The 14,719-nt window shown below is 48.9% G+C and carries 13 protein-coding genes; 1 reads left to right on the top strand and 12 read right to left on the bottom strand.

Going from position 1 to position 14,719, the window contains the following annotated elements; all coding sequences use genetic code 11:
* Positions 1-138: 138 nt before the first annotated feature.
* The 3 genes from ACVI9W_RS19280 to ACVI9W_RS19270 form a co-directional block, all read right to left on the bottom strand.
* A complete protein-coding gene (locus tag ACVI9W_RS19280) occupies positions 139-465 on the bottom strand; it encodes a ComEA family DNA-binding protein (protein ID WP_461530858.1) in 327 nt (108 codons plus the stop codon).
* Between the two features lie 185 nt (positions 466-650).
* The gene (locus ACVI9W_RS19275; protein WP_461530857.1) at positions 651-2,645 is read right to left on the bottom strand and encodes a polysaccharide biosynthesis protein; all 1,995 of its coding nucleotides are present in this window, start codon (positions 2,643-2,645) and stop codon (positions 651-653) included.
* Between the two features lie 111 nt (positions 2,646-2,756).
* The gene (locus ACVI9W_RS19270; RefSeq protein WP_461530856.1) at positions 2,757-3,770 is read right to left on the bottom strand and encodes an MraY family glycosyltransferase; all 1,014 of its coding nucleotides are present in this window, start codon (positions 3,768-3,770) and stop codon (positions 2,757-2,759) included.
* Positions 3,771-4,314: 544 nt separating this feature from the next.
* On the opposite strand from ACVI9W_RS19270, the gene ACVI9W_RS19265 reads away from it, so the two are divergent.
* Positions 4,315-5,289: an NAD-dependent epimerase/dehydratase family protein gene (locus ACVI9W_RS19265; protein ID WP_461530855.1), complete on the top strand. Its 975-nt coding sequence runs from the start codon at positions 4,315-4,317 to the stop codon at positions 5,287-5,289.
* Between the two features lie 111 nt (positions 5,290-5,400).
* Here the strand turns inward: ACVI9W_RS19265 and ACVI9W_RS19260 are convergent, their stop codons facing one another.
* The 9 genes from ACVI9W_RS19260 to ACVI9W_RS19220 form a co-directional block, all read right to left on the bottom strand.
* Entirely contained in the window at positions 5,401-5,964 is a 564-nt protein-coding gene (locus tag ACVI9W_RS19260) for a D-glycero-alpha-D-manno-heptose-1,7-bisphosphate 7-phosphatase (protein WP_461530854.1), read from the bottom strand.
* 2 nt (positions 5,965-5,966) lie between these two features.
* Entirely contained in the window at positions 5,967-6,653 is a 687-nt protein-coding gene (locus tag ACVI9W_RS19255; RefSeq protein ID WP_461530853.1) for a nucleotidyltransferase family protein, read from the bottom strand.
* The gene (locus ACVI9W_RS19250) at positions 6,653-7,237 is read right to left on the bottom strand and encodes a D-sedoheptulose 7-phosphate isomerase (protein ID WP_461530852.1); all 585 of its coding nucleotides are present in this window, start codon (positions 7,235-7,237) and stop codon (positions 6,653-6,655) included. The genes ACVI9W_RS19255 and ACVI9W_RS19250 overlap by 1 nt, the downstream gene beginning before the upstream one ends.
* Before the next feature lie 38 nt (positions 7,238-7,275).
* Positions 7,276-8,280, bottom strand: a complete 1,005-nt coding sequence (locus ACVI9W_RS19245) for a GHMP family kinase ATP-binding protein (protein ID WP_461530851.1) — start codon at positions 8,278-8,280, stop codon at positions 7,276-7,278.
* A gap of 72 nt (positions 8,281-8,352) precedes the next feature.
* Entirely contained in the window at positions 8,353-9,384 is a 1,032-nt protein-coding gene (locus tag ACVI9W_RS19240; RefSeq protein ID WP_461530850.1) for a GDP-mannose 4,6-dehydratase, read from the bottom strand.
* A gap of 76 nt (positions 9,385-9,460) precedes the next feature.
* Complete coding sequence (locus ACVI9W_RS19235; RefSeq protein WP_461530849.1) at positions 9,461-10,594, bottom strand: glycosyltransferase family 4 protein; 1,134 nt, start codon at positions 10,592-10,594, stop codon at positions 9,461-9,463.
* A complete protein-coding gene (locus ACVI9W_RS19230; protein ID WP_461530848.1) occupies positions 10,591-11,700 on the bottom strand; it encodes an acyltransferase family protein in 1,110 nt (369 codons plus the stop codon). Before ACVI9W_RS19230 ends, ACVI9W_RS19235 begins: the two co-directional genes overlap by 4 nt.
* The gene (locus ACVI9W_RS19225; RefSeq protein ID WP_461530847.1) at positions 11,700-13,727 is read right to left on the bottom strand and encodes a glycosyltransferase family protein; all 2,028 of its coding nucleotides are present in this window, start codon (positions 13,725-13,727) and stop codon (positions 11,700-11,702) included. Before ACVI9W_RS19225 ends, ACVI9W_RS19230 begins: the two co-directional genes overlap by 1 nt.
* Positions 13,724-14,659, bottom strand: a complete 936-nt coding sequence (locus tag ACVI9W_RS19220) for a GDP-L-fucose synthase family protein (protein WP_461530846.1) — start codon at positions 14,657-14,659, stop codon at positions 13,724-13,726. Before ACVI9W_RS19220 ends, ACVI9W_RS19225 begins: the two co-directional genes overlap by 4 nt.
* Between the last annotated feature and the right edge of the window lie 60 nt (positions 14,660-14,719).

Raw genomic sequence — 14,719 nt, 5'->3', positions numbered from 1 at the left:
ATGATCTCCTGGGACTGCCTAGGGAAGGATGAATCTGTTTAAAACAAAATATTACCATCGTAATATTTATACAAATTCGACCGACCAAAGGCATACCGAAACAAGAAGGCCGGTCATTGACCGGCCTTTCTGGGAGCGCTAGTTGACTGTGAGCTTGTCGCGGTTGCGATCGAGCAGGGCCTTACCGATGCCCTTGATCTCCAGCAGCTCATCCACCGTTGTGAAGGCACCGTGTTCTTCGCGGTATGCGACGATCGCTTCGGCCTTGGTTTTGCCGATGCCGGCCAGGGTGGTTTGGAGGGATAGAGCGTCGGCAGTGTTCAAGTCCAGGCGAGCGATGGGGTGTTGCGTGGCGACCACTGGTACCGGGTTTGTCACGGGCTCAGTGGCTGGCGCCGCACTCAATGAAAAGGAAGCGCTGGCGAACAGGGGGAGCAGAAGGTAGGACAGAACAGTGTTGCGCATGGTTTGAGACTCCTGGGGTGATTGCAATAGCAGCTTTTCCTTGGCTGCCTTTGAAACGTAGAACGGGATGAGGGAGAGTCAAACCAAGAGGCCAGGAGGAATCATTACCAAATCCGACAAAGGCAGCTCTCCTGTGCGGCCTTTGTAATCTGGACGATATCGTCCGCTTGTCAGATTAATGGCGTTCAGGGATCCAAACGGCGCTGCTGATAGATCCAGTCAACAATTTCCCCGTCAGGTGTGTAACCACTGACTGTTTCACGCAAAATCTGGCGAACACGACTGTAATCATCGGCAGTAATCGCAGTTAACAATTCAGTGAGCTTTTCTTTGAGAACATCCCAGGGCAGATGATCCTCATGGGCGCTCATGATCATTGGGTGCTGGGTGGCCACTACACTATTGCCAATCAACAACTCTTCGTAAAGCTTCTCGCCCGGTCGCAAACCAGTGAACTCAATGGAGATATCCCCCTGCGGGTTCTTATCTGAGCGCACGGTCAAACCGGATAAATGAATCATTTTCTCGGCCAACTCTACGATCCTTACCGGCTCGCCCATATCCAGCACGAAAACGTCACCGCCCAACCCCATGGACCCTGCCTGGATCACCAGTTGGGCCGCCTCAGGGATTGTCATGAAGTAACGCGTAATCTTCGGGTGGGTAACGGTCAATGGGCCACCAGACTTGATCTGCTTGTGGAACAGCGGGATCACCGACCCAGAGGACCCCAGCACATTACCAAAACGCACCATTGTGAAACGGGTTTTATTGACCTGCGATACGTTACTGGCATCACCGAACAGCACTGGCGCCAACTCGCGACTCAGTGCCTGCAAGGTCATTTCTGCCAATCGCTTGGTACCGCCCATTACATTCGTTGGACGCACTGCCTTGTCAGTCGAAATCAGTACGAAATTAGCCACTCCGGCTTGCACCGCCGCCTGAGCAGCATTGAGGGTGCCGATCGCATTATTCAGCACTCCTTCGGCGATGTTGTGCTCGACCATCGGAACATGTTTATACGCCGCCGCGTGATAGACCGTATCGACATGCCAGGTTTTCATGACGTCGAGCAACTGCGACTGATTGCGTATCGAGCCCAATATCGGCAACACGCGTATAGGCAAGGATTCGCGCGAAATACGTTGTTCGAGCTCGTTGAGAATGCTGTAGAGATTGAACTCGCTGTGCTCGAATAACAGCAACGTGGTAGGACGCAACATGATGATCTGCCGGCATAGTTCCGAACCGATCGAGCCGCCTGCCCCAGTCACCATTACCGAACGTTTGGTGATGCAATGCTGAAGCAGGTCCTCTTGGGCAGCTACAGGGTCACGCCCTAACAAGTCGGCGATATCCACTTCCTGAATGTCGTCGACCTTCACCCGGCCACTGGCAAGGTCCATGAATGCCGGGACACTGCGTACGTGCAATGGGAATCCCTCGAGACACCCGAGAATTTCACGACGCCGGGCTCGTGTTGTCGAAGGTATTGCCAGCAATATTTCCTGGGCGCCCGTGTCGTTGATCATCTGTTGAATGCGGCTGGGTTTGTACACTTGCAAGCCAGAGATCATCCGGTCAGCAATATCGCTGTCATCATCTATGAAAGCCACAGGGCGCATCGCTCGCCCCATCCGTAGAGCGGCAACCAATTGATTTCCTGCTGTACCGGCGCCATAAACCGCCACCTTTGTAAGGCCATCATCACGATTGATAAAGGGGACATGCCCTGCGCCAAAGAACCAGTCGCCCATAAAGTACTGGCGCATACCCATGCGTAAACCGCCGATGATTACAAGGCTCAGCCACCAGTAATTGAAGACAATCGAACGAGGCACCACAGCCTGATGATTGCTGTACCAGAACACCACCACAGCCAGAATCAAGGCAGACAAACTGACTGCTTTGACAATAGCCACCAAGGCATCATTGCCGAAATAGCGCATGACTGCCCGGTATAGGCCCAAGCGAATGAACAGAGGGATAGCAATCACAGGAGCACAAACAAATAACCAAGTGTGCTCCCTGAACGGTCCGTACAGGTCATCGATACCCAGGCGGACAATGAACGCCAGCCAAAGCGAAACCCAAACCAAGAGAACATCAGTCAAGACCTGAAGTAATCTCTTTTGACGTCTGGGCATCCCCAGTAGAAACGATCGAATGTTATCCATAGTACCATTGCCTGCTAGGCTTGCTCCCTACTAGACCATCACGCCCTATTGTACGTAGCTTTGCCGTGCCGTCAGTGAAATAGTTAGGCTGCGGTACCGCATATAGTTCACTCAGCGGGCTTCCAGCTCCCCAGCATGAAAGCTGACAGCCAAAACCAACAGTGGCACATATGCCACAATCACCCCCAGTATTCCCTCCAGCCCGTAATACACAACAGCAATTGCCATCGGCAGTAACCAAAACAGGTTGATCCCCCCCACAGCAAGGGTAACCGGGAGATGCCTGCCATAACGACGCGAAGCGAATTGATAAGCATGGCTGCGGTGGGCTTCATACACCTTGTCACCCCGTAATAAGCGGCGAATCAATGTAAAAGTCGCATCGACCACAAACACCCCCATCAGAATGAGCCATCCCCACAACAGCGAAGCGTCAACCCATGCCGCCTGCAGTGAGAGCACGCCAAGGATTATTCCAAGAAATCCGCTGCCCGCGTCTCCCATAAAAATCCTGGCGGGAGGAAAGTTCCAAAACAAAAAACCCGCCACTGCACAAGCCAGCAAGATTGGCGCCCAGGCCAGCTCCCCATTTCCGGTGAGCCAATAAAGCAAGGCGCCCCCCAGACAGGCACAAATTGCTTCGACACTGGCGATACCGTCGATACCGTCCATGAAGTTGTAGAGGTTGAGCATCCAGACCAGATAGAAAAGCGCGAGGAAGTGCCCGAGCCACCCCAGATCTATCGGCGTGCCCCAAAAAGAAATCGGCGGTAATCCACCTATCCAGAACAACACCCAGGCAGCGGCTAAAAAATGACCCAACAAGCGCCAACGTGCGGCAATGTGCCCGTGGTCATCCATAAAGCCAATCAACGCAATGAGGGCTCCGGCCCCGATTGCTCCTGCATACATCGAGCGAGAAGCGTCTTCAATCCAAAGGACCCCAAGAGCGAGCAAGAAAGCGATTACAATCGCTACCCCTCCCCCCCGAGGAGTCGCCTGCGAGTGAGAGCTGCGAGCGTTGGGGATATCCATCAGGCTGTTTGCGAGCGCATAGCGTCGTAAAACAGCCGTTAGAACAAAAGAAATTGTAAAAATAACGAGAGCAAGCAACCCGTATTCCATGTTTTATGTGATTCCGCCCAAAAATTCATTACACACTCAACCACAGCTAAAAAGGCTCCGACCCAGCTTGCCTCTCGCGTAAAATCAGCCGCCACCGCTCGTCTGAACCCCTCGTCGAGATAGATGACTTTTCCGACGTCATGCATGTTGACAAGCACAAGAAGACCCAGCGAGAGCGATTCATGGCCAAGATTGAACAGTCGATGCACTACCAAAGGCAAGCGGCGGTTAACACCTGACCGACTATACACCGTGCTATGCGTCCGCTTATTGCAGAATGGGTTCACCCTGAGCTAGCCATGGAAAGCACTTGATGAAACTACCTACTTGCGTCAATTTGCACAACCTACGTTGCTCATCGTATCCATGGTACAGCGGACGATGTGGCCAGCCTCTCGCTCAGCAGGGTGAGCTACGGCACGCTATTGACAACCCTGCTCAACTTCCACATTGATTACGCCACCTAAATCAGGCCTTAATCAACGATAGCAACCCGATTCAATGCGACAATGCCAATCTTCCCCTGGACCCCGGAGAAACTAAATTGACGCCACCGATCAACGTATTAATCACAGGCGCAACAGGTTTTATTGGGCAGTCACTACTGAAAAATCTGATATCTAAAAAGAATCTAAGAATAACGACGCTAAGCCGCCCCCAAAAAGCCGGCGCACCCGAGAAAAAAGAAAGAACAGCATTAAAAGAAGAAAAATCAGACACAGGCAACATCCAACTCGAGGGGGTTGACACTGTCATTCACCTGGCAGGCCGCGCTCACATTTTAAAAGAGACCTCTGAAAACCCACTCGATCTTTACCGAGCCGACAACGTAAGCAACACGCTAAAACTTGCGGAACAAGCACTGCGCGCTGGTGCAAAGCGCTTTATTTTTATTAGCTCGATTGGGGTTAATGGATCAAGCACTAACGAAACGCCATTCAGTGAGCTTTCGGAAGCTGCACCGCAGCAGGATTACGCAATATCTAAATGGGAGGCCGAATTGAGCCTCAAAGCGCTTGTAGAAGGCTCTACAATGGAGCTGACAATTATTCGCCCTCCACTTGTCTATGCCGGGCATGCACCTGGAAACTTTCATCGTTTGATAAAAATTATCGACACAGGACTACCGCTTCCCTTCGGCTCAGTTAAAAACTCTCGCAGCATGATAGCGTTAGAAAACCTCGTCGACTTTATTTCGCTATGCATTGAGCACCCTGCAGCTGGCAATGAGACATTTTTAATTTCTGACGGTATGGATTTTTCGACGCCACAGATAATAAAGCAAATATCAAAGGGTTTAAACCGGGAAGCCAAGCTTCTACCCGTACCGCCTGGATTAATATTTTTTGGCGCAAACTTACTTGGCATGCAAACTGCCTTTCAACAACTATGCGGGTCTCTGCTTATTGACTCAAGCAAGGCACGAACTCTTCTGGGGTGGAATCCGCCTATTGCTGCAGACCAAGCGCTGGTGAAAGCCGGGCAAGACTTTAGAAGGTTAAAAGGCAAGAAACAATAAACAGTGCAGCATTTGATGCCTGCAACCGCGATTGCAAAAAACCGCGAACCGGCGCAATTAAAGCTCTTGCGCTCGGCTCACGGCCATATCGAACAAAGTGTAACGTTTCAGCTATATAGCAGCTTGATCTTTCAACAACGCAATACAATCTCTCAACGAAAGTATGTGATGCGTTGCAGCGTCGGAAACACTCTCTTCATCGTCGCTCAAACGATAATGACATCTCGTACCAACCCCGGATCGTAAGGCAGCTTCCATATCCGAAGCTTTGTCACCAATCATTAGAGAGCCGAGCATATCCAAATCGTACTTTTCTGAAGCCTTCAACAACAGCCCAGGATTCGGTTTACGATCAACCGAGTCCATCTTATAGTGACCAACACCATGCTCAGGATGGTAGGGGCAATAGAAAACTTCAGTTATCGGCGCACCTTCTTCCTCGAACCGTTTGCACATCCAGTCCGACAGCAATAAAAAGTCTTGCTCCGTATAATAGCCGCGACCAATACCCGCTTGGTTAGTTACCACAATCAGCAAATAGCCTGATTGCCGAGCCGCACGACAAAGATCGAAAATACCATCGATGAAATGAAAGTTTTCTTTGCTGGACGTATACCCTGCGTCGTGATTGATAACGCCGTCCCGATCTAGAAATAGAGCACGTGTCTTAGCCATCATCACAACCCAGCTAATTCAGTTTGCGCAAGTTCATAATCATCAGGAACCCCGATATCGATAAAACGCCCCTTCGTCACATAGCCATCGAATGGCAAGCGCTGTAGATATGTAGAGAAAAACTCCGTTTCTAGAGAAAAAGGCTGTCCTAGAGAAAAGTCATTCAAAACATCTACAGGTAGTACGTAGCAACCAGCGTTTATCAAGCCGGGGCCAGGCATGCCTTTCTCAAGAAAGCTATGAATCTGACCATCTCGCATTTCCACCCGACCAAAGCGCGAAGCATCGGGAACTTCACGCACCACTATTATCGGGTTACGCCGGGCTTGCCACAGTCGATCTATTTCATCAGCCTCGATATCCAGGTAGGTATCGCCATTGAAAATAAAGACATGATCAGCCAAGCAGCGAGATAGTGACGCCCGAATCGCTCCGCCAGTGCCCAAAGGTTGAGATTCAACCTCATAGACCAATTCAATTCCGGCATAGCTATCGCCGAAATGACCAATGATCTTTTCAGACATAAAACCCAGAGAAAGCACAACACGGGTAAAGCCCTTTCGGGCCAAAGCCGTCAATAGAATCTCTAGAAATGGTCGTCCGGCAATAGGTGCCATGGGCTTCGGCAAATCCGGTACCACTTGACGAAGGCGTGTACCAAATCCTCCCGCCAATACAATCGCTTCCATCAATTACCCGCCTTGAAAATGGCGTTCTCCACCAGCCCGCACAGAATGTGCCCAAGCACCAGATGCCCTTCCTGGATCTTAGGAGTGTCTGCGCTTGGCACGTCCAGAACGTAGTCACATAGATCGTGCATAGGCCCACCGCGGTTACCCGTCAGGCCAATACACAGAAGCCCGCGAGCACGTGCCTCCTCAAATGCTAAAAGCACATTGGGGGACTTACCCGAAGTTGAGTAGCCGATAAATACGTCGCCCTTGTTTCCAAGAGCTTGCACTTGTCGAGCAAACAATTTCTCATAGCCATAATCATTGCCGATGGCAGTAAGAATAGAAGTATCCGTAGTTAACGCAATTGCGGGTAGTCCTGGACGATCAAATGCAAAACGACTGACAAACTCTCCAGCGATATGCTGAGCATCGGCGGCACTACCACCGTTACCGGCAAGGAGAATTTTTCCGCCCGCGCGAAGTGACTCTATACAGGCTTCAGCAGACTTCTCTAGTTTAGCCTGCAATGGGCCATCCGCTAACATAGCGTGCATGACCTGCTGGGCTTCTTCTATTTTTTCAGCAATATAGTTTCGCATTAGATATTCCATTCTAGGCAATTTAAATTAGCGTTAACTTAGCAGATTCGCCAAGCTTGAGTTCCGTGCTTGGTAAAGTGACAATTGCTAACTTGCCCTTCAAAACCATTCAAGACTCGAATAACGTCCATGCGCTTTTCGGTCGGTACGAAGAAAAGCATAAATCCACCGCCACCAGCGCCAGAAACCTTTCCAGCCAATGCACCGGCGTTGATTGCAGCGTCATAGATCTGGTCAATATGGGGGTTTGACACTGTCTTAGCCGAGCGCTTCTTGTTTTCCCAACCCAACAGCATCGAGTCCACAACGCCCTTGAAATCGCCTCGCAACAGGCATTCTTTCATTACCAGCGCTTCTTTCTTAATGCCATGCATTGCATTCAAGGCATCGAAGGAACCGGAGTTAACGTTAGCGCTCTGGTCAGCAATAATTTTGGCAGACTCACGCGAAACACCCGTGAAGAACAACACCAGCGACGCTTCAAGCTCACAAATTACCCAGTTTTTTATGCGCAGCGGATTGATAATAGTCCGCTCGTCCGCATAAAACTCCATGAAGTTGAAACCGCCGAATGTGGCAGAATACTGATCTTGCCTGCCACCTTGTAAACCACAATCGACACGCTCGAGCTTATAAGCCAGTTGAGCAATAGCATAGTCGTCAAGTGGTAAATTTAGCAGCTCCGCAAAAGCTCGGATCATAACGACCACCAAGGTGGAAGAGGATCCTAAACCCGACCCAGCCGGAGCATCACAAAAGGTGCTAAGTTCCATGGGAATGGCCTTACCACCGTTGTAGTGCTGAACCATATAATTGTAAACGGCCTTGTGCAGATCAAGGTGGCCGTTGAGCTTCAGCGGCTCATCAATGGCAGTGACTTTCTCCGTCTGCTGATCCGTGGCCTTAAACCGGACAACTGGCTCGTCAAGCGTCTTGATTACAGCATACGCATAGCGATCGATAGTAGCATTCAGAACATATCCACCGTGAACATCACAGTAAGGAGAAACATCTGTGCCACCACCTGCTAAACCCAGCCGCAATGGGGCTCGCGCTCTAATTATCATAGGCTCAACTCTGAATCAGTTAAAAACGTTCATAAAATATAATGGATCTTATCGATTCAGCGGAATCTTGCCTTTCGAAATTTCGTCTCTCCAATGATCAAGCAAATCGCTAAACATTTGGCGAGCTGTAATTTCAGGTTTCCAGTCAATTGCCGCCCTGATTTTGGTGTTATCAAACATTTGATAATCGGCATCAATTGGACGCAGTCGATCTTGATCAGTCTCAACCTTGATATCGTTACGAGTACTCATGCTAATGAGCAGTTCGATAACCTCAGGCAGTTTGAAAACTTCTTCGCCTGCAATGTTAAAGTACTCACCACAGCGAATCTTGTCTTTTTCGCTCGCCTCAAGAAGCAAAAAGTAGGCTCTTACGGCATCACGAGTATCTTGGAAGGTCCGTGTGCTAGACAGGTTTCCAACTTTAATAACAGGCGCTTGGTGCCCTGCTTCGATCAAAGCGATCTGCTTTGCAACAGTACTTTCGAAGAACACATCACTGCGTCGTGGACCGGAATGGGTGCCCATTCGGGTAACGAAGGTGCGTAACCCGTAGGCTTCCCCGTAAAACTGCCCCAGGTAATCCGTACCGATCTTGCTGATACTGTACGGGCTAGCACCATGAAAAGCAGTGTCTTCAGCCAACGGGACACCAGGCTTCGCTTTCCCGTACACTTCGCTCGAAGAACATACATGTACAACAGGGTTGTAACCGTCCTGCTCTTTCAACTGCCGAATGTTTTCAAGCAGGTTTGCGGTACCGATGATATTGGTCTGAAGCGTTTCAATCGGAATATTAAAAGATGTTTTGGGATACGATTGTGCCGCCAGGTGAGAGATCAACTCTGGTCTTACATCACGCAGCATTCTTGACAGCGATGCGGAATCATTGAGATCAGCATAATAGAGGCTGATACGATCTTTATTGTTGATACGAGTGGTCAGATGGTACAGATTATCCATCGGCTCCTGCCAACGCATCATCCCGACCACATCATAATCGGTATTGGCCAATACATAATCAGCTAACTGCGATCCAACTTGACCAGTAATGCCGGTAATCAGGATTTTTTTGTTCATTTCTCTCTACTTTCTAAGTCCGTGTTAAGATCCAACTACGCTGAACTACGCAATCCGCTAGTCAGTCATAATTTCTTCAAACATTGTATGCCGATGCAATGTGCTGCCTCATGGATGGCCAACTGTATTGTTCATGGCACACCTCCCTCGCACGACTACCGATCTGATGGCGCAATGCAGGTTCTTTTAGAAGCCTGGCGCAAGCACTCGCAAAAGCTGAGGCGTTACCTGCCACTAAAATACTTTCACCATGGCGATAGTCAAGCCCCTCACAAGCAAGCGGTGAAGCAACACATGGAATCCCGATGGTCGAGTATTGATGAATTTTCCCTCGGACCCCTGCACCTCCAAGCGCAGGTGCAATACCGACATCCGCCCCATTCAAGCCATCTGAAATAGAATTGACCTCTCCGAGAAATTCGACCCCATCGCAAGCACACAGTTCCATCAATTCCGGCTCCAGGCCGCGCCCCACAACTCGAACGCTATAGCCCGGAACCTGAATTCTTACTAATGGGTGCACATTCTGACAATACCATATGAGCCCCTCACGGTTTGTTTTTGAGCCAAAAAAGGCAAAAAATACAACTGTGGAGCTGCCGCCCACAGGCTGGGCCAGGTTCTCGTCAGGGAATTCGGTTGCCGATAAACCCGTTGGGACACAGAAGACCTTGTCTCTGGGTTTGAACCATGTAATCACATCCCGGTCAGGATCCGACACAGTGATGACTCTATGTGACGCCCTTACATAACAGACTTCCTGGAAACAGTGCCATAAATTGGCCGCCATCTCTTTTAGTTGCAAGGCCGCAATCGGCCCTTCTGTCAGCATTGAACGAAAGGATCTGAGCATCGACTCCATCGGGCTGAAAGCGACGGTTGCATTAGGCCAGGCCTTTTTAAAACTATTAATCAACACACCGCACTGGTGATACTGAAGGTCAATGAAATCAAATTCAGCATTTATAAAATCTATGCTCAATATATAATCAGCATTGAACTTCTCGGGCGGTATTCGATGTATCTCGTCAAAAATCTCTGCGGAAGCTTCAACCCCCCAATCGTCAACACCTCGATCAACCGTCACCAAGACAAACTTACGCTGCGGTGAAAGTACGCGAAGCTCACGATAGAGATCAAGTAAGCGCAATCCACCTGCGTGCCCTCTGCTAGGAGCATAAAAGCTCACAAGTAAATTGCTTTTACTCATGGTTGCGATACTGATACGGGTTGCGTTACCGATACCGGCCGCACCGCAAAACGTCGACCCGCAGAAATGCTTGGCACCTCAACAAACTTATGTAATAACCACGACGCTATAACAGTGACTAGAATCGCAGACACCAAAAGGATATAAGGATTCGTCGTCACGCCTCGCACCAACGCCATCGTCCCCAAACCGAGAGCGGTATGAAGCAAATAGATTGGATAGACCAGGTCTGCCAGTAAGGATACAGAGCGGTTGCAGTAGCCGAGCTTTGATATCAGATAAAAAAACAAAAACAAACTTAGCGCCAACAACTGCGTACCAAAGTTATTATAGGTACTAATATCCTCGTGACCCACTCGGAAATACTGAAACCCGAGATAAGTCAACACCAACGCCCCTAAAACCAGAGAAACTCGCCGATACCAGCATTCTTCTCTCTCAGCCAAATATATAGCAGACCCCATGCAAATCATAAGCATATACTTAAACTGACTAGCGACCACCGTCAAATAGTAATAATTTGGCCACTTGACACTGCAAATAATCAACACAAGCAACAGAATCTGAAAAGCATAAAGCTTGTAGACTGAAAATCTACCTATTACCGCTGAGAAAATATAAAACGCTACTTCGATAAACAATGTCCAAAGAACACCAGCTACCGGAACCACGCCAAAAATCAAGTAAGTAAGCGTCAAGCTAGCAAAATAACTAGACGCATTAAATACAATACCTTGAGACGCCCAGGCGAACACCCCGATAACGACTAGCGCAACAAGCAGAACCGGAAATATTCTGAAGAACCGGTTTATCAAAAAGCCACGCCGCGTATAACGCTCCAACATCATAGGCATCAAGTAGCCAGTGATGATAAAAAATAACGTTACACCTAGAATTGCTGTTTGAGTTGAAAACGCCTCAATCAAGAAGATTTCAAACTTCCACATCGACCAGCTAGTGCTATCAATCAACGGCAACGGGAAATCAGCGTTAATAATCCCCGGAATTACAGTCGCACCTCCCCCAACCGAAACATAATGACCGTACATAACCAATACGACAGCTATGATTCTTAAAACGTCGAGGTAAGCAAATCGATTTTTCATCAACGCCTCCAAAACATGATAGTACGCTTCGTATCCCTAAACGTACGATATATTGGACGCAGACGGCTGATGAACTGGTTGACCACATGAACCGCTGGATCAACTACCGGAGCAGGAGAAAGCGAGCGGCCCGACACCTGGTCTGCTATTTCACGCGCAGCAACTGACTCATGGTGAATATCATAGAGAGCATTCAGTTCATGATTATAGTTGGTGACCAAATCATAATGCTGTGCCCAAAAACCTCGTTCAGTGGCCTTTCGATAAGCTTCATAATGACGATGGAAATGCCCATATTGCACTCGCATCAATATATGCCGCGAACGGCAAATTGAAGCGTTACTAGCAACCGCGGCAGCAATAACGCTCACAGGCAAAATGGCATCAAAACGACTGACAGATTCAGAATCCAGTAATTCAAGGGCGTCTTTACTAAAGAATAGCGAGCCCATCTGGTGTTCTGCCAGGCTATTCTGACTCCACCGATACATACTTACAGAAGTATTATTACGCAATATCCCCAGAGTGCCCTGCGGCGCCTTCTGCGCTAGATCGTTGACAAAGAATCCGCCGACGTGCAGCCCTCTCTTACGGGTGGAAGGGTCCGCAATAAACCATTCCAGTGCTTTGGCAAAGCTGTCGTAGTGTGGGAAATCAAACTGCGTCAGGAACGTTGCGAAATCACCTTTATTTCTTTGCGCAAGTAGTCCCACCTTTTCGCCAAGACGAAGGCCATCCCAAGGAAAATCTGTCAGTTCCTGTGGTTGGCATTGATGCCAACTGACACCCTGCGGCAGTTTATTTTCCGGGAAAGAGGTTAGTGACTCACCGACACAAGTAATATTAACTTCGAACCCAAACTTTTTGGCGGCGTAACCTGCGGCTTCTAGTACATGAGCCGCATTCTCGAAAGACTGACCGCCAACGAGCTGCGAAGGATCTGGATCATGCTGAATTAGAAAGACATCAATGCGAGCAGCTGGCGTAGCCTCATCCAGACTAAGCGCTTTTCTACTTTGTTCAACATATTCCATTGCAGCTTCGAAGCAAGGTTCGAAGCAGTAACGTTGTGCTAACAATAGTTGAGCTTGCAGAACACGCTCACGCGCCTCAGCCGGATTCTGATTGATACGCTGCAGTGCATCCAGAATAGATTGCGCACGCTCTTCTTCAGTATCCCCACGGAAATAGTATACCAGGTCACCAAAGAGTTTCTTTACATGTGCGTTTTCATCAGAAATAACAGGAACCCCAGCTGCGAGCCCCTCAAATACGCGGCTTGACGACGTCCTGGATTTGATATGTGCGGGCGAGGAAACAGCCAGCACTGCACCGTAATCTTGCATTACCCGAGCCATGCTCACGCCATCGAAAGGGATTTCACCTTTATAAGATGTAAACCCTTCCCACGAACTGATACCCTCGAGTTTTTCCGGTCCGTAAAAGTCAGCAGCATCCTTCTTTTGGAGGATATCCAGCAGACCTTGAGCACGTCCCGCGCGATCAATGCCACGCTCCCAGTTCACACCACAGTAGAAAACCTTCTGTGCCGTCGCGGCCGTCAGACTATCAAGCGACTTTGGTGGGATCATTACCTTATTCGAGAATGAGGGGAACATCTCCAGACCAGAGTCCTTCCACTCACTACCGACAACATTTCGAATGTGCCCCTTTAACGTATCCGAGCCGTTATACAGATACTCGTCATATGCACGAAGATGGTGCATAAGTACTGAAGAATAGTCACCTCGAAGGTGCATGAACTCCAGGGGATTCGCGACCCAAAGAAAGGTCGGAATATTCAAAAACTTGGGTGTGTCGTAATGAAATGAAATTGCAAAATCAAAGTCACGAGAAAGTGACGCCTGATTCAAGCATTCGCCAGTATCAACATTGAAACCAAAGTAATCGACTACTGCTATTACGTAGGCCGTTTGCTTGATTTTCTCAATGAGCTCATACTCGCCGTTCTTAACATTCGGCCATTGAGAAATCAGAAGAATCCTGGGCGATACACGCTCCATCATTCCTGCATCTCCGCCGCCTGCTCAGAATACCAAGCCCAGGTTTCCTCTAGTCCTTGACGGATAGTGTACTTACATTCAAAACCTATTGACTTGATATTCGTCAGGTCATAAGCCCGGTAGTCCTGACCGTTCGGTTTTTCCGAGTCCCAGACAACCTGGCCTTGCATACCCGAAATTTCGGTGATCATGTCAACGATGTCGCGAATTTTATAGACTACGCCACTGCCGATGTTGGACGCGCCTGAAATATCGTTCATGATGGCCAGGCCAACACGCGCGGTGTCCTTAACATACATGAAGTCTCGTTGTGCGGAGCCATCTCCCCAAACAACGACCTTCTCGCCTTTTTGTTTTGCGTCGTAAAACTTTTTAATCAGCGAAGGCACTACATGGCCGAACTCTGTGTCGAACTTGTCACGCGGACCAAAAAGGTTGCACGAAACCACATAAGCCCACTCTAAACCATAGCTTTCTTCGTAAGCACGAAGCATCGCCAGCATCGCACGCTTGGCATGACCGTAAGAGTCTTCAGCAGGGTGAGGCACACCAAGGAAAATCATATCCTCGCGCAGCGGAAGACCTGGAGACGGGAAAGGATAAACTGCGCCAGTCCCCATAACCGTGATCTTTTTAACACCCACTTTTTGGGAGGCGTCCACCACGTTCGTATTGATCATGACGTTATCATAAAATGACAATGCCTTGTTTTGCATATTGCCCATGATTCCATAAACGCGGGCAGCGGCATGAAAAACATAATCTGGTCTGACTTTTTCAAAAAAAGCTCTGGTTGACTCCGCGTTAACCAGGTCACACTCCTGGCGACCAACCTCAATTACATTTACATAACCTTCACTTTTAAGGTGCTCGACAAGAGCGGAGCCTACCAAGCCTCTCGCACCTGTTACCAAAATTTTATCCTGCTTATTCATAACATGCTCCGTCCGTAAATTCATAAACTTTCATTTATGAGCGCATGTTCAATGAGCGCC

The organism is Pseudomonas sp. 210_17 TE3656, assembly GCF_054821965.1.
Note: the sequence above shows the minus strand (reverse complement) of the source record. Positions and strands in the feature narration are given on the sequence as shown.